Annotated in this window: 19 protein-coding genes; 12 read left to right on the top strand and 7 right to left on the bottom strand. The window is 32.9% G+C overall.

Annotation, left to right across the window (positions count from 1 at the left end; translation table 11 throughout):
• Positions 1-152 precede the first annotated feature (152 nt).
• The 5 genes from ACHRV0_RS11795 to ACHRV0_RS11815 all read left to right on the top strand — a co-directional run bounded on the left by ACHRV0_RS11795 (position 153) and on the right by ACHRV0_RS11815 (position 10,575).
• Positions 153-923: a hypothetical protein gene (locus tag ACHRV0_RS11795; protein WP_395440971.1), complete on the top strand. Its 771-nt coding sequence runs from the start codon at positions 153-155 to the stop codon at positions 921-923.
• A gap of 99 nt (positions 924-1,022) precedes the next feature.
• The gene (locus tag ACHRV0_RS11800; RefSeq protein ID WP_395440972.1) at positions 1,023-1,979 is read left to right on the top strand and encodes a GSCFA domain-containing protein; all 957 of its coding nucleotides are present in this window, start codon (positions 1,023-1,025) and stop codon (positions 1,977-1,979) included.
• 249 nt (positions 1,980-2,228) lie between these two features.
• A complete protein-coding gene (locus ACHRV0_RS11805) occupies positions 2,229-7,319 on the top strand; it encodes a translocation/assembly module TamB domain-containing protein (protein ID WP_395440973.1) in 5,091 nt (1,696 codons plus the stop codon).
• Positions 7,303-9,621 carry a BamA/TamA family outer membrane protein gene (locus ACHRV0_RS11810; protein WP_395440974.1) on the top strand — a complete coding sequence of 773 codons (2,319 nt, stop codon included), beginning with the start codon at positions 7,303-7,305 and terminating at the stop codon, positions 9,619-9,621. Before ACHRV0_RS11805 ends, ACHRV0_RS11810 begins: the two co-directional genes overlap by 17 nt.
• A 324-nt stretch (positions 9,622-9,945) precedes the next feature.
• The gene (locus ACHRV0_RS11815) at positions 9,946-10,575 is read left to right on the top strand and encodes a DUF4230 domain-containing protein (RefSeq protein WP_089053885.1); all 630 of its coding nucleotides are present in this window, start codon (positions 9,946-9,948) and stop codon (positions 10,573-10,575) included.
• Positions 10,576-10,851: 276 nt separating this feature from the next.
• Here the strand turns inward: ACHRV0_RS11815 and ACHRV0_RS11820 are convergent, their stop codons facing one another.
• The 6 genes from ACHRV0_RS11820 to ACHRV0_RS11845 all read right to left on the bottom strand — a co-directional run bounded on the left by ACHRV0_RS11820 (position 10,852) and on the right by ACHRV0_RS11845 (position 18,145).
• Positions 10,852-12,609 (bottom strand): aromatic amino acid hydroxylase, encoded by a 1,758-nt coding sequence (locus tag ACHRV0_RS11820; RefSeq protein ID WP_395440975.1) that lies wholly within the window; start codon positions 12,607-12,609, stop codon positions 10,852-10,854.
• Positions 12,610-12,824: 215 nt separating this feature from the next.
• Positions 12,825-13,235 (bottom strand): group III truncated hemoglobin, encoded by a 411-nt coding sequence (locus ACHRV0_RS11825; protein ID WP_129023223.1) that lies wholly within the window; start codon positions 13,233-13,235, stop codon positions 12,825-12,827.
• An 80-nt stretch (positions 13,236-13,315) separates the two neighbouring features.
• Positions 13,316-14,560, bottom strand: a complete 1,245-nt coding sequence (ilvA, locus tag ACHRV0_RS11830; protein ID WP_129023222.1) for a threonine ammonia-lyase IlvA — start codon at positions 14,558-14,560, stop codon at positions 13,316-13,318.
• Between the two features lie 278 nt (positions 14,561-14,838).
• A complete protein-coding gene (locus tag ACHRV0_RS11835; protein ID WP_129023221.1) occupies positions 14,839-15,378 on the bottom strand; it encodes a DUF4136 domain-containing protein in 540 nt (179 codons plus the stop codon).
• Between the two features lie 125 nt (positions 15,379-15,503).
• On the bottom strand, positions 15,504-17,480 hold the full coding sequence (locus ACHRV0_RS11840; protein WP_395440976.1) for a urocanate hydratase: 1,977 nt from the start codon (positions 17,478-17,480) through the stop codon (positions 15,504-15,506).
• A 479-nt stretch (positions 17,481-17,959) separates the two neighbouring features.
• On the bottom strand, positions 17,960-18,145 hold the full coding sequence (locus ACHRV0_RS11845) for a DUF5522 domain-containing protein (RefSeq protein WP_071636586.1): 186 nt from the start codon (positions 18,143-18,145) through the stop codon (positions 17,960-17,962).
• 116 nt (positions 18,146-18,261) lie between these two features.
• On the opposite strand from ACHRV0_RS11845, the gene ACHRV0_RS11850 reads away from it, so the two are divergent.
• The 5 genes from ACHRV0_RS11850 to ACHRV0_RS11870 all read left to right on the top strand — a co-directional run bounded on the left by ACHRV0_RS11850 (position 18,262) and on the right by ACHRV0_RS11870 (position 24,413).
• Positions 18,262-18,597 carry a hypothetical protein gene (locus ACHRV0_RS11850; RefSeq protein ID WP_395440977.1) on the top strand — a complete coding sequence of 112 codons (336 nt, stop codon included), beginning with the start codon at positions 18,262-18,264 and terminating at the stop codon, positions 18,595-18,597.
• Entirely contained in the window at positions 18,594-19,502 is a 909-nt protein-coding gene (locus ACHRV0_RS11855; protein WP_395440978.1) for a 1-aminocyclopropane-1-carboxylate deaminase/D-cysteine desulfhydrase, read from the top strand. Before ACHRV0_RS11850 ends, ACHRV0_RS11855 begins: the two co-directional genes overlap by 4 nt.
• The gene (locus ACHRV0_RS11860; protein WP_395440979.1) at positions 19,495-20,397 is read left to right on the top strand and encodes a glucosaminidase domain-containing protein; all 903 of its coding nucleotides are present in this window, start codon (positions 19,495-19,497) and stop codon (positions 20,395-20,397) included. The genes ACHRV0_RS11855 and ACHRV0_RS11860 overlap by 8 nt, the downstream gene beginning before the upstream one ends.
• A 74-nt stretch (positions 20,398-20,471) precedes the next feature.
• On the top strand, positions 20,472-21,758 hold the full coding sequence (gene hemL, locus ACHRV0_RS11865; RefSeq protein WP_395440980.1) for a glutamate-1-semialdehyde 2,1-aminomutase: 1,287 nt from the start codon (positions 20,472-20,474) through the stop codon (positions 21,756-21,758).
• Between the two features lie 177 nt (positions 21,759-21,935).
• A complete protein-coding gene (locus ACHRV0_RS11870) occupies positions 21,936-24,413 on the top strand; it encodes a zinc-dependent metalloprotease (protein ID WP_395440981.1) in 2,478 nt (825 codons plus the stop codon).
• Between the two features lie 40 nt (positions 24,414-24,453).
• On the opposite strand, the gene ACHRV0_RS11875 is transcribed toward ACHRV0_RS11870, so the two are convergent.
• Positions 24,454-24,891, bottom strand: a complete 438-nt coding sequence (locus tag ACHRV0_RS11875) for a hypothetical protein (RefSeq protein WP_395440982.1) — start codon at positions 24,889-24,891, stop codon at positions 24,454-24,456.
• A gap of 191 nt (positions 24,892-25,082) precedes the next feature.
• On the opposite strand from ACHRV0_RS11875, the gene ACHRV0_RS11880 reads away from it, so the two are divergent.
• Positions 25,083-26,102, top strand: coding sequence for a 2-hydroxyacid dehydrogenase (locus ACHRV0_RS11880; RefSeq protein ID WP_395440983.1), 1,020 nt, complete (start codon positions 25,083-25,085; stop codon positions 26,100-26,102).
• Positions 26,103-26,140: 38 nt separating this feature from the next.
• Positions 26,141-26,737 carry a hypothetical protein gene (locus tag ACHRV0_RS11885; protein ID WP_395440984.1) on the top strand — a complete coding sequence of 199 codons (597 nt, stop codon included), beginning with the start codon at positions 26,141-26,143 and terminating at the stop codon, positions 26,735-26,737.
• Positions 26,738-26,828 lie beyond the last annotated feature (91 nt).

Genomic DNA, 26,828 nt, shown 5'->3' on the forward strand with positions numbered 1-26,828 from the left:
TTTTTTATAGATTTTTACCTGTATATTTTGTTTGGCATTAGCGCATTACGAAGCATATAAAGCTTATTTGTATTTTTTAATGTGGAATCACGTAAGGTTTTGATTTTGTATTACAGTAACTTTGTTGCAATAATAATTTTAACCAAATCAAAATGAAAAAAATTTTATGCCTTTTTACTGCTTTATCGACAGTATTAATTTCTTCATGTTCTAGTGATGATTCTGAAAATGGAACAGATGTTGTTTTACCAAAAACAGTTAATTATATATATTCAAATGAACCTGGAGACAGCGATTTGTCAACAATTGTGTATGATGGGAATAAAATTGTAAGTGCAACATATACTGGTGGTGACAAAGAAGTTTATACATATACTGGAAGTGTAATAACTAAAATTGAAGATATTGCAAAAGAAGGAAATATTAGTTCAAGAAATGAGTTTACCTATGAAAATGGAAAATTAAAAATAGATTTAGTAACAGAAATATCTAAAGAGAAAACATATATTTCTAAAAATGTATATACGCACAATGCTAATGGGACAATTTCATTTATAACATATTCTGTTGACGCTGTGACAAAAGCAGAACAAAAAAGCTCAGAAGGAGTTTTAACGTATTTAAATGGTAATCTTATCAATAAAACAGAGACTTACAGTGGTAATACTTATAATAAAACATATGAGTATGACAGTAAAAACAGTCCACGTAAAAATATTTTAGGGTTTAATTTGTTAGTTGATTTTGATACGAGTGCTTCTATTAATAATGTAACAAAATCAACAAATGTTTATAAATATGGAGAAAATACGACAACAAGTGTTTTGAATAGTGTTTATGAATACAATGAAAAAGGGTATCCTATAAAACAAACCGAAACTGATTCTTTTAAGAATGAAGAGACTACGATATATACTTATTAATTGCAAATAAGTTTTAAAACTCAATTAGAAACCAAATACTTTTGTATTTGGTTTTTTTATTGACGAAAATTGGTGAAATTCGTGTTTAAATAAAAAGCCATGCAATTCAGAACCCAAATCCCAATTTCAAAAAGTAATAATCCAATTGATTATACTTCGAAAGTACTTTCTGTAGGTTCTTGTTTTGCAGAAAATATGGCGGAGAAATTTGATTATTTTAAATTTCAAAATGAAACAAATCCGTTTGGAATTATATTCAACCCCGTTTCAATTGAAAAAATAGTTGAGAGAGTTTACAAGCAAGATTTATTTACAGAGAAAGATGTTTTTTTTCATAACGAGCGCTGGCATAGTTTCGAAGTCCATTCTGATTTAAGCAATTCAGACAGACAAGAATTGCTCGAATCGCTTAACAAAACTGTTACAGAAACACACAAAAGAATTAAAGAAGCTACTCACATTATTATCACTTTTGGAACTTCGTGGATTTACAGATATTTGGAAAGTGATGAAGTCGTTGCCAATTGTCATAAAGTGCCTCAAAAGCAATTTTTAAAAGAGTTGTTATCAGTTGATGTAATCCAGAAAAGCATCCAAAACACAATCGATTTAATTCATACTTTAAATCCAAATATCAATTTCATTTTTACGATCTCACCAGTACGCCATATAAAAGATGGTTTTGTAGAAAATCAATTAAGCAAGTCACATTTATTTACGGCTTTGCATCAAGTTTTAAAAACTGAACACTCAAAGCTGAACACTGAATACTTTCCTTCATACGAGATTATGATGGACGAACTTCGTGATTATCGTTTTTATGCCGAAGATATGCTTCATCCAAATCAAATAGCGATCGATTATATTTGGAAGCTTTTCAGTGAGAATTGTATTTCACAAGAAAGCTCTTCGGCAATGCAGGAAGTAGATGAAATTCAAAAAAGCTTACGTCATCGCAGTTTTAATCCTGAATCAGAACAGCATCAAAAATTCTTAGTAAAACTTCAAAAGAAAATAGATCTTTTAGGAGAAAAATTACCGCATATTAAGTTCTAATTTTGAGAACTATATTGTTGTTTGATTAGTATTAGACAATAGATTTTTACTAAATGTATTTTAGAAACTTTGTGCCTAGCTGTCTTCGCCGCTGAACAAAAAAAGTAAGAAAACAATTATTTACCCATAAATTTGGAACAATTGCATGTAATTGTGTAAATTGTTAAGAATTAAAATTTACAAATTTGTAAACAGCAGCGATGCTGTTTTATACAAAATGCAACTATAATCTAATCGTATTTGCAGCGCATGAATAAGAAAACCATTCATTATATAAAAAAAACATTACGTGTACTATTATGGTGCTTGGTTTCTGTAATTATACTTTTATTGCTTCTTATCGTGTTAATTCAGGTTCCGTCCGTTCAGAATTATGTCAAAGACAAAGCGGTTACTTATCTTCAAGATAAAATTAAAACCAAAGTTTCCTTAGATCATATCTCCATTAAATTTCCAAAAGACATAGTTCTGGAAGGATTTTATTTTGAAGATCAAAAAAAAGACACACTTCTGGCAGGAAAACGCTTAGAATTGGATGTAGATCTTTTTAAAATAGTCAGCAGTGAGCTAGAGATTAACTCTGTTTCATTAGAAAATGTAAAAGCTAATATTTCGCGAAACAAAAACGGCGTTTTCAATTTCGATTATATCATCAAAGCCTTTGAATCTAAAGAGCCAAAGGCAGAAGATTCAGATAGTAAACCCTTCAAAATATCAGTTGTAAAAATAAATCTCGATAACGTTAATTTCAATTTTAAAGATGATTATTCGAAGAACGATGTTCGTGTAAAACTGACACATTTTGATACCAAATTCAAAGAATTCGATCTCGATAAAATGAATTTTGATATTCCGAATATTGATCTTGACGGATTTAAATTGGTTTTGAATCAGGATGTTGTAGAGAAAATTGCTGAAGTTTCAGTAAAAACTGCTGATACAATTTCGCAGCGAACAGACTTCAATTTAAAACTAGGTAAAATCAGTTTGTCAAAAATTGATATTGCTTATGATAACAAAGATTCAAAATTAGACTCAGGAATAAAACTTGGCAGTTTAAAATTATCATTTAATGAAATTAATTTAAACAAACAGCTTGTAGATCTTAATGCTTTTGAGCTTAAAGATTTAAGCGGAAATCTAAGATTAGGAATAAAAGACAAACAAATTCAAACCCCAAATTTAGATACAACAGCAATCAAACAAGCCGGCTGGAAAGCGAAACTAAATAAAATCGACATAGAAAATGTTGCTTTTAAATTTGATGATATGCAGTCAAAACCAATTTCAAAAGGTTTAGATTATAGTCATCTAGATTTAAGTAAAATCAACTTTCAGGCAGAGAAATTGTATTATGCCAATGATACAATTTCGGGAAATATAAAAACGCTGACCGTAAACGAAAAAAGCGGCTTAAATATTCAGGCTTTAAAAACAGATTTCTTTTACGGACCCAAAAATGCCTTTTTGGATAACTTGTATTTAAAGACGCCTCAAACTCTTGTAAAAGATAAAATTAAGGTAGAATATAAATCGCTTGCCGCCTTGCAAAAAGACATTTCAAATCTTGTGATTGATGCCAGTTTAAAAGAATCGAAAATAGGTTTTAAAGACATTTTATTGTTTGTGCCGGATTTGCAGAAAACAAATCCTTTTAAAAGCAATCCAAATGCAATTTTATATGTAAACAGCCGCGTAAGCGGAAAGGTAAAAGACCTAAATATTCCGAAGTTTGAAATGAGCGGAATCGGAACTACAAAAGTTTTGCTTTCGGGAAAAATTACGGGACTTCCTGACGCGCAAAAAGCGTATTATGATTTAGATATTAAAAAACTGTCGAGCACTTCAAAAGATATAAATTCGTTTGTGCCTGCAGGAACAATTCCCAAAAACATTCAATTGCCATCTCAGCTCAATCTAAGCGGAAAGTTTAAAGGTTCGGCTCAGAATTTCAAAACCAATCTGACTTTAAACAGCAGTTTTGGAAATGCAAAAGTGGACGCTTTATTTGATCAACGCATAAAAAAAAGAGAGAAATATGACGCGACCGTTTATTTGCTTGATTTTGATTTAGGCAGATTGATCAAAAATGACTCAATCGGAAAAATTACACTTAAAGCGAAAGTAAAAGGAAACGGTCTAGATCCAAAAACGGCAAATGCAGCAATTGACGGATTGGTTAAGAAAGCGGTTTTTAATCGTTATACTTATAGAGATTTAGCATTAAAAGGAAATATTGCAAACGGCTCTTTTGCTGTAAAATCAGGAATGCAGGATCCTAATTTGAATTTTAATCTAACAGCAAGCGGTGATACGAAAGATAAATTTCCAACAGTAAAACTTAAATTAAATCTTGACATTGCCGATTTAGAAAAACTGAATCTGCATGCTGGTCCAATGAAGCTTCGTGGAAATGTCGACGCAGATATTGCGAATAGCAATCCAGATTTTTTGAACGGAAAAGTGCTTCTTTCGAATATTCAGATTTTACAGGATACTGAACCAATTGTTTTAGATTCAGTTCGTTTAATTGCTTTTTCAGATAATACTAGAAATAATATTAAAATATCTTCTCAGTTTTTAATGGCAGAAGTAGATGGAAAATACAAATTGACAACTTTGGCAGCAGCCATTAAAAAATCATTGTCAAAATATATCGATTTAAAAAATCCAAAAGTAAACGGAGAATCTGATGAGCAAAGATTAGCTTTTACCTTGACCGTAAATAACGACCCAATTTTGTTTAAACTGATTCCAAAACTTACCAGTTTAGAACCCATTAAAATCTCTGGAAAATATAATAATATAACCGATTCTTTAGAAATAAAAGGAACAATTCCGAGAATTGTATATGCTGAAAATACAATCGCTGACGGAAAAATTAATATCGAAGCCAAAGAAAATGCTTTAGAATATTCAGTTTCAATTGCAACAATTGAAAGCGGTTCACTAAAAATTCCATTCACCAGTTTGTCTGGAAAAGTTGAGAATAATATACTGAATTATGCACTTGAAGTCAAAGATGCAAAAGAGAAACAGCAGTATTTTATTGCAGGAGAATTTAAGGCAGAAGATTCGAAAAACATATTTAAAATAGATGCTGAGAACTTTATTCTCAACTATGATAAATGGAATATCGATTCAGAGAATGCAATTGAATTTGGAGACAAACGTTTGTATGTCAGTAAATTTTATTTGGATAATAACGGCAATGAATTAAAACTTCAATCTCAGGGAACACAAAATAATGCACCGCTTCAAGTTGATTTTGTGAACTTCAAAATCGAAACCATTATGAATATGGTTAAAAAAGACGAATTGTTGATGCAAGGTTTGATTAACGGTTCTGCTTTAGTCGAAAATATAATGACGAACCCAATTTTTACTTCAAATTTAAAAATTGATGATTTTACTTTTAAAGGTGAAAAAGTAGGAGATTTAGAAATAAAAGTAGACAACAAAGCGGCAAATCTTCTAGCCGCAAATGTGACTTTGAGTGATGAAGGGAATGATGTTAATTTGAATGGAACGTACACAATTGATGCAGGAAATTTTGATTTTGACGTTGCCATAAATAAACTCAATATTAAAAGTATTCAAGGCTTTAGTATGGGAAACATTACTGAGGGAACAGGATACTTATCGGGTAATTTTAAAATTATAGGAAATGCAGCTGCTCCAAAAATAAACGGAGAACTTAATTTTAATGATGCTGGTTTTAGAGTAACGCAGTTAAACTCTTATTTTAAAACAGGAAATGAAACAATTGCTTTTAATAACGAAACCATTTCATTTGATAAATTCTCTCTTTCTGATGAAAATGAAAATGAATTAGAGGTAAACGGAACTATAAAATCGACAGATTTTAGAGATTATAATTTTGATTTGGCTGTTACTGCAGACGACTTTAGAGCAATACATTCTAAAGAAGTTGATAATGATTTATTCTATGGAGATTTATTTTTAGACACCAAACTGACTATCAAAGGAAACCTTGAAAGTCCTGTGGTTGGCGGAACCATTAAAATCAATAAAGAAACTAAATTTACGGTTGTAATGCCGCAGTCAGATCCTTCGATAGCCGATCGTGAAGGAATTGTAGAGTTTGTTGATGAAGATAATATGTATTTAAAACAAACTGTTGATCTACAAAATAAACTGGATCAATCGCAAGTAAAAGGAATGGATGTAAATGTTGCGATTTCAATTGATAAAGAAGCAGAACTAACTTTGTTGATTGATAAGGCAAATGGTGATTATTTAAAACTAAAAGGAGAAGCAGAATTAGTCGGCGGAATTGATCAGTCAGGAAAAAGAACTTTAACAGGGAAATATGAATTTTCAGATGGTGCTTACGAAATGAATTTTAACGGAATTAAAAGAAAGTTCGACATTCAAAAAGGAAGTTATATCACTTGGAATGGTGAGCCTACAATGGCAAATTTAAATATTACAGCAATTTATAAAGTAAATGCTGCACCGATTGATTTGGTTGGAGACCAGCTTCCGACTGATGACACTGCTTCAAGAAATACTTATAAGCAAAAACTTCCTTTTCAGACGTTGTTGAAAATGAATGGAGAATTAATGAAACCGGATATTTCTTTTGGAATTAATCTGCCAGATGGTAATTACGATGTTTCTTCTGATGTTGTAACGAAAACAAAAGCAAAACTAAAGCAATTAGAACAAGATCCTGCAGAATTAAATAAACAGGTTTTTGCGCTTTTATTATTGAATCGATTTGTTGGGCAAAATCCGTTTGCGAGCGAGAGCGGAGGTACAAGTGCAGAATCTTTGGCAAGACAAAGTGTGAGTAAAATTCTTTCGCAGCAATTAAATAATCTGGCAGGCGATTTAATTACTGGATTTGAAATTAATTTTGATTTAGAATCATCAGAAGATTACACTTCTGGAACTATGCAAAATAGAACTGATTTGAATGTTGCAGTTTCTAAAAAACTGCTTGATGATCGTTTGAAAGTAACTGTTGGAAGCAGTTTTGGCGTTGAAGGTGCAGAACGTGCCAATGAAGAAAGCACCAATATTGCGGGCGATGTTGCCTTGGATTATCAAATTACAAAAGACGGCCGATATATGGTTCGTGCTTATAGAAAAAATCAGTACCAAGTTGCAGTAGAAGGTCAGGTTGTAGAAACTGGGGTTGCTTTTATTATTACGATGAGTTACAATAAATTTAGAGAGCTTTTTCATCGTTCAGAGCAAGAAAAGCAAATGATAAAGGAAGAGAAAATTCGTAAAGAAAAAAGAAAACAGAAAGAGAAAGAAGAGCAAGAGCTAAAAGAAAATCAAATAAAAGGTAATGAGCAAAAAACATAATCATATAGAAAATCGATATGTAAAGTATTTTGTACTGTTCAGCCTTTTTTTTGTTTTAAGCTGCAGTAATACAAAATATCTGCCAGAGGGCGATTTACTTTATACAGGAGCATCTGTTACGGTGAAAGATTCGATCATGAAAAAGAAAGATAGAAAAGCACTTGAAACAGAATTAGAAGGCTTATTGCGCCCAAAACCTAACAAACAGATTTTTGGATTACGCCCTAAATTACTGATTTATAATCTTGCCGGTGAACCTAAAAAACAAAAAGGAACTAGATATTGGCTGCGAAATAAAGTAGGCGAGGCGCCTGTACTTTTTAGCAAAGTCGATTTAGATTATAATGCCGCAGTTTTGCGAAATTTTACTGAAAATCGAGGTTATTTTAAAACGCAGGTAAGTGCAGATTCTACCGTTAGAAGTAAACGTGCTACGGCAGAATATATCGTTATACCTAAAAAACAGTATATAATAAAAAGTGTAACTTTTCCTGATGATTCCCTGGCAATGTCCAGAATAATTGGAAGATCAAGCCGAAGAAGTTTGCTGAAAGTAGGAAAACCATACGACTTAGACGTTATAAAAGCAGAACGTGAACGTATTGATGCCAGACTAAAAGAGAAAGGTTATTTTTATTTTAATCCAGATTATCTTTTAGCTAGAGTAGACAGCAGTAAAGGCGATCACGAGGTAAAAATCAAAATAATAATAAAACCTGATACGCCGCCTAAAGCATTAACCGCATATAAAATTAATAGCATATTTGTTTACCCAAATTATTCTTTGACAAACGACAGCGCAGTTTACAGAAAAAAGAATATTACACAATACAAAGATTTTACAATTATTGACACAACAGAGACTTTTAAACCAAGGGTTTTTGACAGAACAATATATTTTAAAAAAGGAGATTTGTATAATAGAAAAGATCATAATCTTACATTGAATCGTTTTGTAAATCTGGGAACTTTTAGTTTTGTTAAAAATGAATTCAAGCCTTCAGACAGCATAAAAAATGCTTTAGATTCTTATTACTATTTAACGCTTCTGCCTAAAAAGTTTATACGAGTTGAAGTTTTAGGAAAAACAAATTCAGCGAGTTATACGGGAACAGAAATTAACTTGAATTGGAATAACCGAAATTTACTTAAAGGTGCCGAATTGCTGACGGCTTCTATTTTTGGCGGAGCCGATTTTCAGCTTGGCGGCGTAAATAAAGGTAAAAATATTTATAAGCTTGGAGCCGAAACAAGTTTGACTTGGCCAAGATTTGTAACTCCTTTTAATATTGAAGGAAGCAGTGAATTTGTGCCAAGAACGAAAGCTACAGTACGATATGAATATCAAAAAAGAACACAATTGTACGCCCTGAATTCTTTTAATACATCATTTGGTTATTTATGGAAAGAAAACATTCGTAAAGAGCATCAATTGAACGTTATAGATATAACTTATGTAAGTCCAAATCATGTTACGCCAGAATATTTAGAAGATATTAAAGAAGACGCAGCATTAGGAAAAGTAATTGAAAAGCAGCTGATTTTTGGCCCAACTTACAGTTATACCTATACTAATACGATGCAGAAACGTCGAAAAAATACGATTTATTTTAATGGCGAAATAGATTTAGCAGGAAACCTTACAGGTTTGGTTACAGGAGCCAATATTAAGAAAAATGACACGATAAAAATACTTGATGTTCCTTTTAGTCAGTATGTAAAAATTAGATCAGATTTTAGACATTATTTAAAATTAGGAAAAGAAAGCGAATTAGCCAGCCGACTTATTGTAGGTGCGGGGTTTGCTTATGGAAATTCGAATACACTGCCAGCTTCAAAGCAGTTTGTAGTTGGAGGAACAAATAGTATTCGTGCCTTTAGAGCAAGAACTTTAGGGCCGGGAAGTTATGTGATTCCGCCAACAACAAACGATAATTATACACCAGATCAATCTGCAGATATAAAGTTGGAGTTTAATACCGAATACAGGGCAAAGCTTTTTAGCATTGTGAGAGGTGCAGTGTTTTTAGATGCTGGAAATATTTGGCTTTTAAACGCCGACCCAAATAAACCCGGAGCCGAAATTTCAAAAGATTTTATGAAACAAATTGCAATAGGCGCTGGAGCTGGATTGCGCTTTGATTTATCGTTCTTGATTCTAAGAACAGATTTGGCTTTTCCGCTTCGAAATCCTGCATTGCCAGACGGACAGCGCTGGGTTATTGATGATATTAATTTTGGAAGCAGTACATGGCGAAAAGATAATCTGATTTTGAATATCGCTATTGGATATCCATTTTAAAGGATTTTAGTCACTTTTTTTGCTGCAAAATTTACGAATTTTCACTAATACTATGCTTTGTATTTATTACCTAATTTTAAAAAGATCATACTGAAAAATTGGTGTAATTAGTGCAATTCGTTGCGAAAAAACTTTAGCTAGCTAAAAGAAAAAAAGTTAGTAAGGATTTTTTTTGCCACGAATTTCACGAATTTTTGCTAATTGAATACTTTGTGTTTAGTGCTTAATTTTAAAAAGAACGCTTCAAAAAATTCCTGTAATTAGTGAGATTCATGGCGCAAAAAACTAAAAAAAGAAGTAAATTCGTCTAAACATTTTATTAGAATGCAAAACTTAGTAAAAAGAATTATTGGCGTTGGTGTTATTATTTTAGTCATTGTTTTGGCTTTTAAATATTGTGAGTTCAAAAAAGATGACGATTCAACAATTGATTATAATACCAATTTAATTCAAGAGAAAATACTTAATGTAGGGAAGTTGGTTGTTACCGAAGGACATTTCTCTGAAGTAATCACTTATAAAAACCAGCAGAAGTATTTGATGGATATGATTTCATTTGAGAAAAAAGCACTTATTGTGGTAAATGCAAATGTTACCGTTGCTTATGATTTGCATAAAATGAAATACGACATCGATGAAAAAAATAAAACCATTACGATTTTAAACATTCCAAAAGAAGAGATTACTATAAATCCTGATATTCAGTTTTACGATGTTGAACAAAGTAAACTGAATCCGTTTACAGGAGATGATTATAATAAAATCAACAAATCGGTAAAAGCCAATCTAGCCAAGAAAATCGAAAAATCTTCGTTAAAAAGTAACGCACAAAACCGTTTGATAAGCGAATTGTCTAAAATTTTAATCCTAACCAATTCAATGGGTTGGAAATTGCAATACAATGGCAAAACGATTGAATCTGATGCAGATTTAAGCGAGGATTTGAAATTGTAGTTTTTTGAGGTTCAAAGAGGCAAAGACTCAAAGGGGCAGAGGTTTTTACCACTACCGATAGCTATCGGGATACATGGATTAAAATGATTTTTTGAATTGCCTCCTACTTTAGCTGGAGGTATTCATCAAGAAACTGAAAAAGGCTTTAGCCAAAATATAAGATTTGGCTAAAGCCTTTTGATTTTGGCTTTATTTTTTCCTCCAGCTAAAGCAGGAGGCAATTCAATATAATTCTATGCTTGCAATTTGATGAAAAAAAACTTTGTGCCTTAAAGCTTAAACAGTTTCTTTATCAAAAATCAAATCCAATCCACCAGAAATTAAATGTGCAATTTCAGGACGTTTTGTTTTCAATTGATCCAAGTAAACTAATACTTCTTGCAAAAGTTGTTTTTCGTCAGAATCTTTTAAGAGTTCTGTAATTTCAACAGACAACAGCCAATCATTTGAATGATTGTTTTTTAGATTTTCAAAAACAGATTTCAACTCCGTTTTAGAACCTTTATTTTTTCTAATATCTCTAACTTTTGCATACAAACCTTCTAAATCATTACGTTCTTCTGAATGTTTTGCTTTAATAGTTTTTGTTGTGGGAACAATATTGATTAAGTCAAAACTATTTACATCAGCAGGACCAGAAAATGCCGAAACGACTTTTTTACCAATTGCCATATCGTAATTTCCCCAATCTGGCTGAAACAAAATAGTTTCGCCATGCGTTACAGTACAATTTCTAAAGCTAATCAGAATAATTTCTCCGTGTAAGTTTCTAGATCCTGTAATAATTTCACCTTCAACAATAATATTACCCTCAAATTCCAGTTTTACCGTTTCGTTTTCTACAATACTGTAAGCTTGTAAATCTTTCGGGCTCATATCTTCAATGGCAAGATTAAAGCCTTTTAGTTTTCCAATCGGACTTCCAAAACCATGTGGATGTGTTAAAGTTCCGTGGCCGACTAATTCTTTTTCGCGGTAAGCTAAAGCTGTTTTTCCAGTTGTTTGTATGTAAACTGGTTTTCCTTCATCTTCAAGAACATTGGTGAAAACTCCTGAAATTTGTAAACCAGTACTTAACTCAATTGTTCCTAAAGCATTTGACTGAATCAGTTTTTTAATTCCAGAAAGACCTCCAGTTCTCAATGCCATTTTATTAGCAAACTCTTCCAGAATTAAGCTTAAATAAGAAAAAGTAGGTGTTACATAAAGCTGCGGTTGTAGCTGCGTAATATCAAAATTTTGATTTGCAGCCGAAATATCATAAGGGATTTTCTTTACATTATCAGTCATGCACCAAGCACTTTCTCCAATTGACGAAAGTAATCCTGCACCGTAAATTTTTGGGTCTTCGACAGTTCCAATCAAACCATATTCAACCGTCCACCAATGCAAGTTTCGAATTTGAGCCATTTCAGACAATTCGCCCATATCGTTTTGCAAATCGGCAACCGCTTTTTCAGCCTCGTCAATTTTTTCCTGCGGCGTATCTTCAGCTTCTTTCAAAATAGAAAGCAAACGAATCGCTTCATACATTTGGTAATCCTTATGAGATGAAATCGCTTTACATCCAATTTCGCCAAAACGTCTTAGATATTCTGCATATTCTGGATTGGCAATAATAGGAGCGTGACCTGCACCTTCGTGAATAATGTCTGGAGCAGGAGTATATTCAATATGTTCTAATTGTCGAATATCCGATGCAATAACTAAAACATTGTATGCCTGAAATTCCATAAATGCATTTGGCGGAATAAATCCGTCAACAGCAACAGCAGCCCAGCCAATTTCAGTTAGAATTCGGTTCATTCCATACATACTTGGAATTGAATCTATTTCGATTCCTGTTTTGCGTAAACCTTCTAAATACGAATGATGCGCTACTTTTGAAAGATAATCTACATTTTTGCGCATAACGTATCTCCAAACCGCTTGATTAATTGGAGTGTAATCACTATAATCTTGAGGTTTAATAAATTGCTTTAAATGTTTTGGCAATCTCTCTAAAAGCGGATTGGTTTCTATATTTGGATTCATTTCGAAAACGTTCTAGGTTAAAATGTAAAATTACGAATTTAAACCACCTTTTTTGTGATAATAATCACAAAAGTTTTGTTCGAAAATGCCCTTTATTGCGTTTTTGTAGATTTTAAAGGAAGTTTACAGATTAGGCGCATATTGTAATTATTACCTAAATTAAATTGAGTTTAAGTAATAAAGTACTATTGCGATTGTATTAAAATATTGCTCTTTTAAGATTTATTAATTGCATTTTTTAGTTCATTTTCAACATTTCTAAAATGTTCAATTTTATGATTAAACATATAAGCCATGTTTGTTGCACGCATTTTAGCTTCTTCGGTAATTTCTCCAGCAAACTGCGCATCGATTGTAGTATTGAAAATTTGAATCCAACGGTCAAAATGAGTTCTATCTACAGGTAATTGCTTGTGAGGCGGAAATGGTGTGCCTGAGTAAGCACGAACATCAAATAATATAGTCTGCCAAAAACCGTACATTTTTTGCAAATGCGGTTCCCAGCGATCTTGCAGTTTATCATTGAAAATTGGACCAATAAGATCGTCTTTTCTAACATTATCATAAAAGCTGTTAACCATTTGTTTTATGTCTTCTATGTTTGAAATGTCTTTAAGCGTTTCCATGTTTTTCTAAATAAAATTGATTTGCAAAAATACGTCATAACTTCTTCTTTATTTGCTGATATTTATCAGGCAGGAAATAATTACCCAATTAACTGCGTAAACAAATCCTGATTGTCGTTTAAATATTGAAATTCAAACCCATATTGCGTCATTTTCATTTTGATAGCCATAATATCTTTTTTGTTTTTCAACTCTAAACCAACGACAACAGACCCTACTTCTCGGCTGTTTTTCTTAGCAAATTGAAAATAAGTAATATCATCATCCGGACCTAAAATGTTGTTTACAAACTCCTTTAAAGCTCCCGGACGCTGTGGAAATTGAATCATGAAATAATGCATTAAACCTTCATAAAGCAGTGAGCGCTCTTTTATTTCGGCAGTTCTTTCAATGTCATTATTGCTTCCGCTGACAACGCAAACCACAGTTTTTCCTTTTATTTTATCTTTATAAAAATCCAGCGCAGCAATTGTTAATGCACCCGCAGGTTCTACAACCATTGCTTCTTCATTGTACAAACGTAAAATGGTTGTGCATACTTTTCCTTCTGGAACCAGAATAATATCTTCAAGATTATAGCGGCAGATTTCAAAAGTTTTATCGCCAACTTGTTTTACAGCGGCACCATCAACAAATTTATCTATTGTTTTTAAGGCAGTATTTTTATTTTCCTCAATAGAAGTTTTCATCGAAGGAGCGCCTTTTGGCTCAACGCCAATGATTTTAGTATTTGGGCTTAAATGTTTAAAAACTTCAGACAATCCAGAAGCCAGTCCGCCGCCGCCAATGGGCACAAAAACATAATCTATAGGTTCTTTATAGCTTTCGAGAATTTCTAAACCTACAGTTCCCTGCCCAGCAATTACTTTTTCATCATCAAAAGGATGGATAAATGTTTTGTGATTCTTGATAGCATCTGCCGTTGCCGAAGCATAAGCATCATCAAAAGTATCTCCGGTTAAAACAATTTCTACAAACGATTTCCCGAACAATTGCACTTGTTTTACTTTTTGTTTTGGAGTAGTTTTTGGCATGTAAATTTTGCCTTTTATTTGCAGAAGATTACAGGAATAAGCAACACCTTGAGCATGATTTCCTGCACTGGCACAAACAATTCCGTTTACTTTTTCTTTTTCAGTTAAGGAAGAAATCTTATTGTAAGCACCTCTGATTTTATAAGAACGTACGATTTGTAAATCTTCTCGTTTTAATAAAATAGTTGATTTAAATTCGTCTGAAAGATTTAAATTTTGGGTAAGAGGCGTCGCAGCAACTACATTTTCAAGCTGCTTTTTTGCATTAAGGATTTCGTTGAATAAACTCATATTGTTTGTTTTTTTGCCGCGAATTACACGAATTTCTACTAATTTTATTTTAGATGCTGTCTATAAAAATTCGTGCTAATTTGTGTAATTCGTGGCGACTTTTTAATTATTCTTAAAATAAAAAACCTCCCAATGTGGGAGGTTCTTATAAATTATATTTTACATACTTATATAACACCTCGCCATTATTGCTGAATTGCAATAATGCTGATAATAGCGATGATAATGTTGTTAAAGTTTGTCATTTTTTATACTAATTGAATAGCAAAAGTAAATAATTATTTTTTTACAGGAGGATATTGAGCTAAAATTTTGCCTACAAATTCTGCAATTCGCTCATCTTTTTTATCAATGTTTCTAGTTAAAACACCAATTCCCTCACCTTGCCAGATCATTTCTTTCTTTTTTGCATCAATTAGGTCGATGTATAAAGTTCCTTCAGTTGAAGTAGAAACGGTAGTTTGGTTTCCGCCGTACATCATATAAGGATTCCATCCCCATCCCCAGCCATAACCCCAGCCGGCACTAAATTGATTTACATCAACTTGCTCTCTAGATTTGGTAAAAATGTTTACCAATAAGTCTGGATTATCACTTTTTGTAAATCCTTTTGCTTGCATTTGTTGATCGATTGCACGAAGAATACGTCTTTTATCCAAATCAGAAATTTCGACTTTATCAATTCCAGGTTTAAAGAAAGCATACGTTTTATAAGGCGCAAAATCGACACTTTTGTCGTAATCAGAATATACAGTAACACTGCTGCATGAACTTAAGATCAATAGCAGAAAAATCGGAACTAATTTGAATGTTTTCATAGTTATAAAAAATTTAATGTTCTCTTTTGTATTTATCAGGCTGAGTAAAATTAAAGGTCTTTTGTTACTATAAGCCTTCGACTTCGCTCAGGATGACATTTATTAAATAATAAATACCTTTTAAATTAAAGCAGACTTTCGTCAACAATATTAGGCAAAGTTACTTTTAATAATGGCTCTACTTGCATAGCTCTTTTTATGGCAAAAATGGCTTCATCATTTCGAGCCCAGCTTCTTCTTGAAATTCCGTTGTTAACATCCCAAAAAAGCATTGATGCTAAACGTTTTGAAGCCTCCTTAGAACCATCAAGAACCATACCAAAACCGCCGTTTATAACCTCTCCCCAGCCAACTCCGCCGCCATTATGAATAGATACCCAAGTTGCTCCTCTAAAGCTGTCGCCAATTACATTATGAATTGCCATATCAGCCGTAAAGCGTGATCCGTCATAAATGTTTGACGTTTCTCTATATGGAGAATCGGTTCCAGAAACGTCATGATGATCGCGTCCTAAAACAACAGCACCAATTTCGCCTTTTGCAATTGCCTGATTAAAAGCTTCGGCGATTTTAATTCTTCCTTCGGCATCAGCATAAAGAATTCGAGCTTGAGAGCCTACAACAAGTTTGTTTTCCTGCGCGCCCTTTATCCATTTAATGTTATCCTGCATTTGCTGCTGAATTTCACTCGGAGAAGTCTTGGCTAATTCTTCTAAAACTTGACTTGCAATAGTATCTGTTTTTTGCAAATCTTCTGGTTTTCCAGAGGTGCAAACCCATCTAAAAGGACCAAATCCATAATCAAAACACATTGGTCCCATAATGTCCTGAACGTAGCTTGGATATTTAAAATCAATATTATTTTCGGCCATTACATCTGCGCCTGCGCGTGAAGCTTCAAGTAAAAAAGCATTTCCGTAATCAAAAAAGTACGTTCCTTTTGCCGTATGTTTATTAATCGCAGCAGCATGACGACGTAATGTTTCCTGAACTTTTTCTTTGAATAAATCCGGATTTTCGGCCATCATTTTGTTTGCTTCTTCAAAAGAAATACCAACTGGATAATAACCTCCAGCCCACGGATTATGAAGAGAAGTTTGATCTGAACCCAAATCAATTTTAATGTTTTCTTGATCAAAACGTTCCCAAACGTCAACGACATTTCCTAAATAAGCAATTGAAACTGTTTCTTTATTGGCTTTCGCCAAAGCTACTCTCGCCACTAATTCATCTGTAGAAGTTACTACTTCATTAATCCATCCTTGCTCATGGCGAATTTTAGTTATTTTTGGATTTACTTCGGCACAAACTGTAATACAGCCCGCAATATTTCCAGCTTTTGGCTGTGCACCAGACATTCCGCCAAGACCAGAAGTTACAAATAAACTTCCTTCAGGACTTTGTTTTATTTTTCTAAAACCGTTTAAAACCGTTATTGTAGTTCCGTGTACAATTCCCTGCGGTCCAATGTACATATAACTTCCTGCAGTCATTTGTCCGTATTGCGAAACGCCTAAAGCATTCATTTTTTCCCAATCGTCAGGTTTAGAATAATTTGGTATAACCATTCCGTTTGTAACCACAACTCTCGGTGCTTCTTTATGAGAAGGGAATAATCCCATCGGGTGTCCTGAATACATCGTTAAAGTCTGCTCGTCTGTCATTTCAGACAAATACTGCATCGTCAATAAATACTGTGCCCAGTTCTGAAAAACAGCTCCATTTCCACCGTAGGTAATCAACTCGTGCGGATGCTGTGCCACAGCATAATCCAAATTGTTCTGAATCATGTGCATAATCGCTTTTGCCTGCAGTGATTTTCCCGGATATTCGTCAATTGGCCTTGCGTACATTCTATACTCTGGACGAAGACGATACATATAAATACGTCCATATTTTTCTAATTCTTCTGAAAATTCAGGAATTAGTTCAGTATGATGTTTTGGTTCAAAATAGCGTAATGCATTTTTTAAAGCTAGTTTTTTCTCTTCTGCCGAAAGAATTTCTTTTCTTTTTGGAGCATGATTAATAGCTGGATCATATGTTGCCTTTGGAGGTAATATTGAGGGAATTCCTTGCTGTATTTGTTCTTTGAAAGTCATTTTTTTAAGATGCTGAGTTGCTAAGGTTCTAAGACGCTAAGGTACTTTTGTTAGATTAACAACAGATTAATTTTTTGCTTTTTAGATTATGCCGCCCCGCTGGGGCCCAAATGTGACAGATGACTAATTGTTTCTATAAATATACCGCTCCTCACGGAGCTTTGTGAAATGTAAAATTTACCAAATCCAAAAGCCTTGGAAAGGCGTAATATTTATAGAAAACAATGCGGTCAGTTGGTAAAAGCTCCATAAGAGCGAAATACCTATCAATGTAAATTCAATCTGAAATAATTATCTCATTTTCAAATTGACTCATCGGCACATTAACAGAGTTTCTAATTAGAAAAACTAGGGATAACGGATATCCGACCTATGATAAGACTTGTGGATTTTAATCCTAAATTTTCGTGATTGGATATCCATTAATAATTTTAGATTTTAGATTTTTGAATTATCTAATTGACACATTTTCAAATTGGCTAATTAGTTTTCTTTCTTATTTCTCCAGTTCGTTTATCAAAACCGTACGGACAATGGCGGCAGCCGCTTTTGCAGCAATAACCACGTTTTAAATGATGTTTTTCAGTAAAGCATTTATAACCTTCGGGTGTATAGTAAAAATCTTCACCTTCGATTAATTTATTTTCATTACTTTGCTCTTTCATAAATCTGCTTCGCGTTCAATTTTAATAAACATAAAAATCAAAAATAGGAATATTTGATTATGATTTTAATGAAAATGAACAATTTTATAGCTACAAATTTATAAATTTTATAGCCAATGTTTCTGATTGTTAGCAAATATTTAATTCCAAAAGGATATCGCGGAATGGCTGTATTTCCTTTTGTTTTGATGAAATATGATTTTGATAAAACAAATGGCGTTTTTGTTAATCATGAAAAAATTCATTTAAGACAGCAGTTAGAACTTTTAATAATTCCGTTTTTTATTTGGTATTTTTTCGAATTTCTATTTCGTTTAATTCAGTATAAAAATAAAGATTTGGCGTATCGAAATATTAGTTTTGAAAGAGAAGCTTACAGTAATGAAACAAACTTAAATTATTTAAAAAACAGATCTTTTTTTCGGTTTTTAAATTATATCAAATTAAAATGAATCCAGTTTTTAATCAGTCTATTAATATTAGTTTTCCAGATGGTATTTCTTTGACTATAAAGCGAGAAGATCTAATTCATCCGTTTGTTTCAGGGAATAAATTTCGGAAGTTAAAATACAATTTACTTCAGGCGAAAGATGAAAATCAAGATACTTTATTGACTTTTGGCGGTGCATTTTCCAATCATATTGCTGCGGTGGCGTATGCAGGAAAAGAGCAGGGTTTTAAAACTATTGGAATTATTCGGGGCGATGAACTTGGAGATAAAATCGAAGACAATCCAACTTTGAAATTTGCTCAGGAAAACGGAATGCAGTTTGAGTTTGTTTCGCGAGAAGATTATCGACTTAAGAGCGAAAATACGTTTGTTGAGCAATTAAAAAACAAGTTTGGCGATTTTTATTTAGTCCCTGAAGGTGGCACAAATGAACTTGCTGTAAAAGGCTGTGAAGAAATTTTAACACAGGAAGATGTTGCTTTTAATTATGTTTGCTGTGCTGTTGGAACTGGAGGAACTATTTCGGGATTAATAAATAGTTCGGCAAAAAATCAGAAAATTTTGGGCTTTCCAGCATTAAAAGGTGACTTTTTACAAGATGAAATTCGTATTTTTGCCAAACAAGATAACTGGAATTTGATTTCTGACTATCATTTTGGAGGTTATGGCAAGATAAATTTAGAGTTAATCGAATTTATAAATGCATTTTTTGAAAAAACAAAAGTGCCCTTAGATCCAATTTATACAGGAAAAATGGTTTTTGGCGTTATAGATTTAATAGACAAAAAATATTTTCCTGCACATTCAAAAATTTTACTTATTCACACAGGTGGATTACAGGGAGTTGATGGAATGAATATGAAGTTGAAGCAGAAAAAATTACCAATACTTAAAACGAATGATTAAAAAAATTGTACTGTTATTTACGATATTGGTTTTGGCAAGCTGTTCTTCTAGTAAACCAGCTATTGCCACGACAAAGAAAGCAGCGGCGGTCCAGAAACCGCGAGTAGCGACGACTAGAAAAACTACTCCTGCTAAGCCGATAGGTAAAAATTATCTTTCTACAAATAATACAACTGAGGTTATTCATTCTACTTCAAAAACAGTTGTAACCAATGATTTAATTAATAATTATGTTTTGCAGTATAAAGATATTGCGATAGGAAACATGAAAACATACGGAATTCCGGCTAGTATAATTTTGGCGCAGGGAATTTTAGAATCGGGTGCGGGAAGAGGCGATTTGGCACTTGAGGCTAATAATCATTTCGGAATTAAATGCCATAAAGATTGGCTGGGCGAAAGTGTTCGTCATGATGACGATTCTGCTCAAGAATGTTTTAGAAAATACCCAGAACCGGCAGAATCTTATAGAGATCATGCTTTATTTTTGGTTGGAAAAAAGAGATACGAGTCGTTGTTTACTTATGAAAAAGACGATTACAAAGCTTGGGCAAAAGGACTTAGGGCTTGTGGCTACGCAACAGATCCGAAATATCCAGATAAGTTAATCAGTTATATTGAGCGTTATAATCTGCATCAATATGATTGTTTGGTTACAGGAAGAAACTATGTGCCAATAAATACTTCGAACCCACCAAAAAAATCATCTTATGATGCAGCTTCTGATCCAAAGATCAACATGAGTCAATACGATCCGAATTTGTATGAGGTTCAAAAAGGAGATACGCTATATTCAATTTCAAAGAAATTCAATTTATTGGTTGAAGATTTAAAAAGAAAAAATAATCTGACTGATAACGCAATTTCGATTGGGCAGAGGCTTAAGGTTAAGTAATTAAGTGTGCAGTTTTTTAGTGTTCAGTCCGTTTCAAACAATCTAAAATCTAATATCAGAAATCTAATATTATAATGTTATATAAAAGAAGTAGTCAGCTTTTTGCTGAAGCAGAAAAAGTAATTCCCGGAGGAGTAAATTCGCCAGTAAGAGCGTTTAAAGCAGTTGGAGGAACTCCAATTTTTGTAAAAAGTGCCAAAGGTGCTTATTTATATGATGAAGACGGAAACAAATTAATAGATTATATTAATTCTTGGGGACCAATGGTTTTAGGTCATGCGTATCAGCCGGTTGTTGATGCAGTAATCGAAAAAGCAAAACTGGGAACTTCATTTGGAATGCCGACTGAATTGGAAACAGAAATTGCAGCTTTGGCTGTTTCTATGGTTCCAAATATTGACAAAATTAGATTTGTAAATTCAGGGACAGAAGCTTGTATGAGTGCAATTCGTTTGGCTCGCGGATTTACGAAAAGAGATAAAATCATCAAATTTGCTGGTTGTTATCACGGGCACTCTGATTCGTTTTTGATTCAGGCTGGAAGCGGTGCTGTAACTTTTGGTTCGCCAAACAGTCCAGGCGTTACAGAAGGAACTGCAAAAGATACTTTGTTAGCAAAATACAATGATCTAGAGAATGTAAAAACTTTAATCGAAGCTAATAAAGGTGAGATTGCTGCTATTATAATTGAAGCAGTTGCAGGAAATATGGGTTGTATTCCGCCTGCAAAAGGTTTCTTAGAAGGTTTAAGAGAATTGTGTACAGCAAACGGAATTTTACTGATTTTTGATGAAGTTATGACAGGTTTCCGTTTGGCTCGCGGAGGTGTTCAGGAATTGTATAATATCAATGCTGATATCGTAACTTTCGGAAAAGTAATTGGCGGTGGATTACCGGTTGGAGCTTTTGCTGCACGTGAAGAAATAATGAATTATCTAGCACCTCTTGGACCAGTTTATCAAGCGGGAACATTATCTGGAAATCCATTAGCAATGGCTGCTGGATATGCAATGTTGAAAGCGTTAGATAATGATCGTGAAATTTTTACTCGATTAGAAGAAAAAACGGCTTATTTAGAAGCTGGAATAGACAGGGTTTTAAAAGCAAATGACGTTGTTTTTACGATCAATAGAGTTGGTTCGATGATTTCTGTTCATTTTGATGCAAATCCTGTTGTGGATTTTCAAACTGCTGCAAAAGGAGATAACGAAACGTTTAAAAAATTCTTCCACGGTTTATTGCAGGAAGGTGTTTATATTGCGCCGTCTGCTTATGAAACATGGTTTATAACGGATGCTTTGACGTATGAAGATTTAGATTTTACAATTAATGCGATCGATAAAGTTTCGAAAACATTTTAATTTATAGTAACTATTTATTTTAAAAGGTTTGACTTTTACAAAAAGTCAAACCTTTTTTATTGTTGTAAACTGTAGTTTGTATTTAGTTAATAAAAAGTTAATGATAACTAAAATACTTGTATAATTGCATTCAAAAATTATTTTTGTTTAACAAATAACCATTAAAACCTATAATAAATGAAGAAAATTTTCATTTTTACTGCAATGGCAGTTTTTATGTTATTTCCTGAAAGTCAGTTTGCCCAATCGACAAAAAAGAAATCTAAAAAAGAAGAGAGTACTGGAGCACCGGTAGAAAAAAAATCTGAATCTTCTATCAAAGAGTACAGTAAAGTAATTACTAAAGATGCCGTTTCTGACGAAGGTCTTTTTACGGTTCATAAAGTAGATAAAAAGTTTTACTTCGAAATTCCAAATAAATATCTAAATAAAGATATGCTTCTGGTGAGCAGATTGTCTAAACTGCCTTCTAATCTTGGGGGTGGGTATGTAAACGCAGGTTCTGAAACAAATGAACAATTGATTGTTTGGCAGCGTTTTCAAGATAAAATTCTAATTAAATCAAAATCATATAATGCGGTTGCAAATGATACGCTGCCGATAAGTATTTCGGTTAAATCAAATAATTATGATCCTACATTGTTTGCTTTTGATATTGTTGCTTTTAGTAAAGATTCTGCAAACACCGTTATTGATGTTACTAAATTTTACAGTACAGATGTAAAAGCAATCAGCGGAATTTCTGGTCAAATGAGAGAAACGTATAAAGTAAAAGGACTTGATGATTCAAGAAGTTTTATCAATACGATTAAAAGTTTTCCTATGAATATTGAAGTGATTCAGGATATGACTTATAATGCTTCAAAACCTTCAATGTTAGAAGAAACAGAGTCAATTAGTATTCAGATGAATCAGTCGATGGTTTTACTGCCAGAAGTGCCAATGAAACCTAGATTAGCAGATCCACGTGTAGGATGGTTTACTATAAGCCAATACGATTATGGAAGCAATGAATTGAAATCGGATCTTAAAACTTATATCAGACGATGGAGATTAGAGCCAAAAGATCCTGAGGCTTATGCAAGAGGAGAATTGGTTGAGCCAATAAAACCAATTGTGTATTATTTAGATCCAGCTACGCCGGAAAAACTTAGAAAATATATTAAACAAGGAATTGAAGAATGGCAAAAGCCTTTTGAAACTGCTGGTTTTAAAAATGCTATTATTGCCAAAGATGCTCCAACAAAAGAAGAAGATCCCGATTTTAGCCCAGAAGATGTTCGTTATTCTGTAATACGCTATGTTGCCAGTACAACAAGAAATGCTGTTGGACCAAGTGTTTCTGATCCTAGAACGGGAGAAATTATAGAAAGTGATGTTATCTGGTATCACAATCATTTGCGTTCATACAGGAATCGTTATTTGTTAGAAACTGGAGCGGCAAACCCATCAGCTAGAACATTGCAGACTAGTGATGAAGAAATGGGCGAAATGATGCGAATGGTAATTGCTCACGAGGTTGGTCACGCATTAGGTTTTCCTCATAATATGGGAGCAAGCTGTGCTTTTGATACAGAAAGTTACAGAAATGGTGATTTTACACAGCAAAACGGTATTGCAGCAAGTATCATGGATTATGCGAGATACAATTATATTGCGCAGCCGGGAGATAAAAATGTTCGTTTTATTCGTAAAATGGGAGCCTATGATCATTATGCTTTAAACTGGGGTTATAGAGTAATTCCAAATTCGAAAACTCCTCAAGACGAAACTCCGACTTTAGACAAATGGATTTTGGATAAAGCAGGAAATCCAATTTATAAATATGGTAAACAAAGCAGTACTTTCGATCCTTCTTCGCAAACAGAAGATATTGGAAATAACTCAATGAAAGCGAGTTCTTACGGACTTAAAAATCTTGAATTTGTAGCCAATCATTTAAATGAATGGACGAGTAATGTTACCAACAACTATGAAGATTTAGACGAATTGTATAAGGAATTATTGGATGTTTGGAGTCGTTATGTAGGTCACGTTGTAACTAATGTTGGCGGAGTATATGAAAACCTTAAAAATCCAAATCAAGCAGGAAATGTATACGAAGTTGTTCCAAAGGCAAAGCAAATCGAAGCAATGAATTGGTTACAGACAAATGCTTTTGCATCTCCAACTTGGATTGTAAATTTAAATACTTTAAAGAATACAGATTATGCTGGTTATACTGAAAGGTTTAGAAGTTTACAAGTTAGACATCTAAATAACTTATTAAGTTTAGGACGTATTGGAAGATTAATGGATAATGAAATTTTGGGTGCTGATACTTATAAAGCTTTAGATTTCTTTAAAGATATGAGAAAAGGAATTTGGAAAGAGGCTGGCAGCGCTGCTAGTGTTACCATTTACCGTCGAAACCTTCAACGTGCTTATATCGACAGAATGGGAACTTTGATGACAGAAGAGATGAAGCCATCAGACAGAGCAAGTGGATATTACAACGTTTCTCAGTCTGATCTTAGAGCTTTGGTACGCGGTGAGTTAAATACATTAAAAAAATCGCTTACGGCTGCAAAAGCATTAGGAACAAATGCAGAAACAAAATATCACTATGAGGATTGTATTAAAAGAATTGATTTAATTTTAAATCCTAAGGTGTAGATTTATAGATAATAAAAAAGAGGCTTTCGAGCCTCTTTTTTTATTCTAGATCTTTTCGTTCTTTCATTTTATTTTTTATCTTATCTTGATTTTCTTTCTGAATGTTTTTCCATTTATTGTATTGATCAGCGTTCAAAATTGCTTTCATTTTAGCATCATTAGCCTCTTTTTCATCCATCATTTGTTTTTTGAAAGCTTCTTTTTCAGCAGCTGTTGGTTTTACATTGCTATCTTTTTTGTCTTTTCTGGCTTCTTTAAATTTTTCAGCTTTTGCGTTACGATCTGCTAAAAGTTGTTTTACTTGTGTTTGTTGGTTTGCATCTAAATTTAACTCAGAAGTTAGTTTTTTTAACTGCTTTTCACTGCGTTGCTCTGGAGTTAGTTTTTCTTTGTGCTCACGCATAGGTTTTTGGTCAGCTTCTTGTGCAAAACTTGCTATTCCAACAAATAGCAAAGCAGCGATAAATAATTTTTTCATGATGTAAGTTTTTTAATTGTTTATATCGGTTAGACAATGTTAAAATCAATAGGTTTAATTGGGTAATTAGAATTGTGCTTTATTTAACAAATTGAAACGTAAAACATTAAAGCTTTATTTTAAAAGAGGCATCTAGAATTATTTTTGTATTTTTAAGGTATAAACAAATTAAAATCCAAGAACAATTTATTATGAGTTTAGTTACTACAATCAGCGGAAATAAAATCGCCTTTTTTTCAACACAGCCTTACGATAAAGCTTTTTTTAATCAGTATAATGATGGTTTTGAATTGGATTTTTTCGAAACCCAGCTTAATCCCCAGACTGTTATTTTAATTGAAAATACCACTGTTGTTTGTGTTTTTGTAAACGACATAGTAAACGAAGCCGTAATTAAGCAGCTGGCAGAAAAAGGAGTAAAAATTATTGCATTACGATGTGCAGGTTTTAATAATGTTGATTTAGAAGCTGCAAAGAAATACAACTTAAAAGTTTGCCGCGTTCCTGCTTATTCTCCGCAAGCTGTTGCTGAACATGCAATGGCAATGATTTTGACATTAAATAGAAAAACGCATAAAGCGTACAATCGTGTTCGCGAACAAAATTTCTCTCTAAACGGATTGTTAGGTTTTGATTTATTCGGAAAAACGGTTGGGATTATTGGAACAGGAAATATAGGGAAAGCTTTTGCGAAAATTGCGTTAGGTTTTGGCTGTAAAGTATTGGCGTATGATATTGTTACTAATGATGAAATGATAAAAGACGGTGTAGAGTTTGTGTCGCTGGAAACGATTTTTAAATCGAGTAATATTATCTCGCTCCATTGTCCGTTAAATGCTCAAACAAAGCACGTTGTCAATAAAGATTCAATTGCTTCTATGCAAGATAATGTGATGATTATTAATACAAGCCGAGGCGGATTGATTGAAACGGCTTCGGTTATTGAAGGCTTGAAAGAAGGTAAAATAGGTTATCTAGGAATTGATGTTTACGAACAGGAAGAAAAATTATTCTTTAGAGATTTATCTGCAGATATTATTCAGGATGATGCTATTCAAAGGTTAATGAGTTTTCCTAATGTTTTAGTAACGGCACATCAGGCATTTTTTACCAATGAAGCTTTAACTCAGATTGCGTTGGTAACATTTAATAATATTAAATCATTATTGACTGAGAATAATATTGAAAATAAAGCAGCTTTGCTTGTTTAGAATTGATTATAGAGATATAAAATTTAAAAGAACAAACTATGAAAAGTAAAATCGTAATTGCAATTGCAATTTTGGCATTGTATTCATGTCAAAATAAAACAGAATCGAAAAATATAGTAAAAACTATTGTGCAGGACACTTTGTCTAAAACATTGGGAGGAACAGCAAATCTCAACGAAGCGCCTCCGAGAGATGATAAAGCAGTCGAATTGATTAGGAAACAATTAAGTGTTTTGTTGAAGAAAGATATTCCAGCTATGACAAAAGACGATCGTTATTTTTATTATCAAGAATTTGATTTGAATAATGATAAGAAAAACGAATACTTTGTAGGTTTCTCAAACTCTTATTTCTGCGGAAGCGGAGGATGTTCAGGATATATTTTAAATAATGATGGAAGTGTAATCAATCGTTTTACTGTAACCGATTATCCAATTTATGTAACGACTTCATCAACAGAAAAGTTCTATGATTTAATATTTGAAAGTGGAGGAAAATTGCATCTTTTAAAAATGAAAGGCGGAAAATACCCTTCAAATCCATCTGTTCAGGAAGTTGTAAAAGGGAATGTTCCTAAAGAAAGTACAAAGGTTTTGGATGTTAATTCTAAAAAAATAGAGAAGTATTCTTTTTAAAAATAAAAAACCCGACAGATTATCTGTCGGGTTTGTATTTTATAAAAATCAATTTTTGGAATTTGGAATTTCCAAAAATTGGGATTTTAAT

Origin of the sequence: Flavobacterium sp. FlaQc-30 (assembly GCF_044005885.1) — a bacterium.
GTDB lineage: Bacteria > Bacteroidota > Bacteroidia > Flavobacteriales > Flavobacteriaceae > Flavobacterium.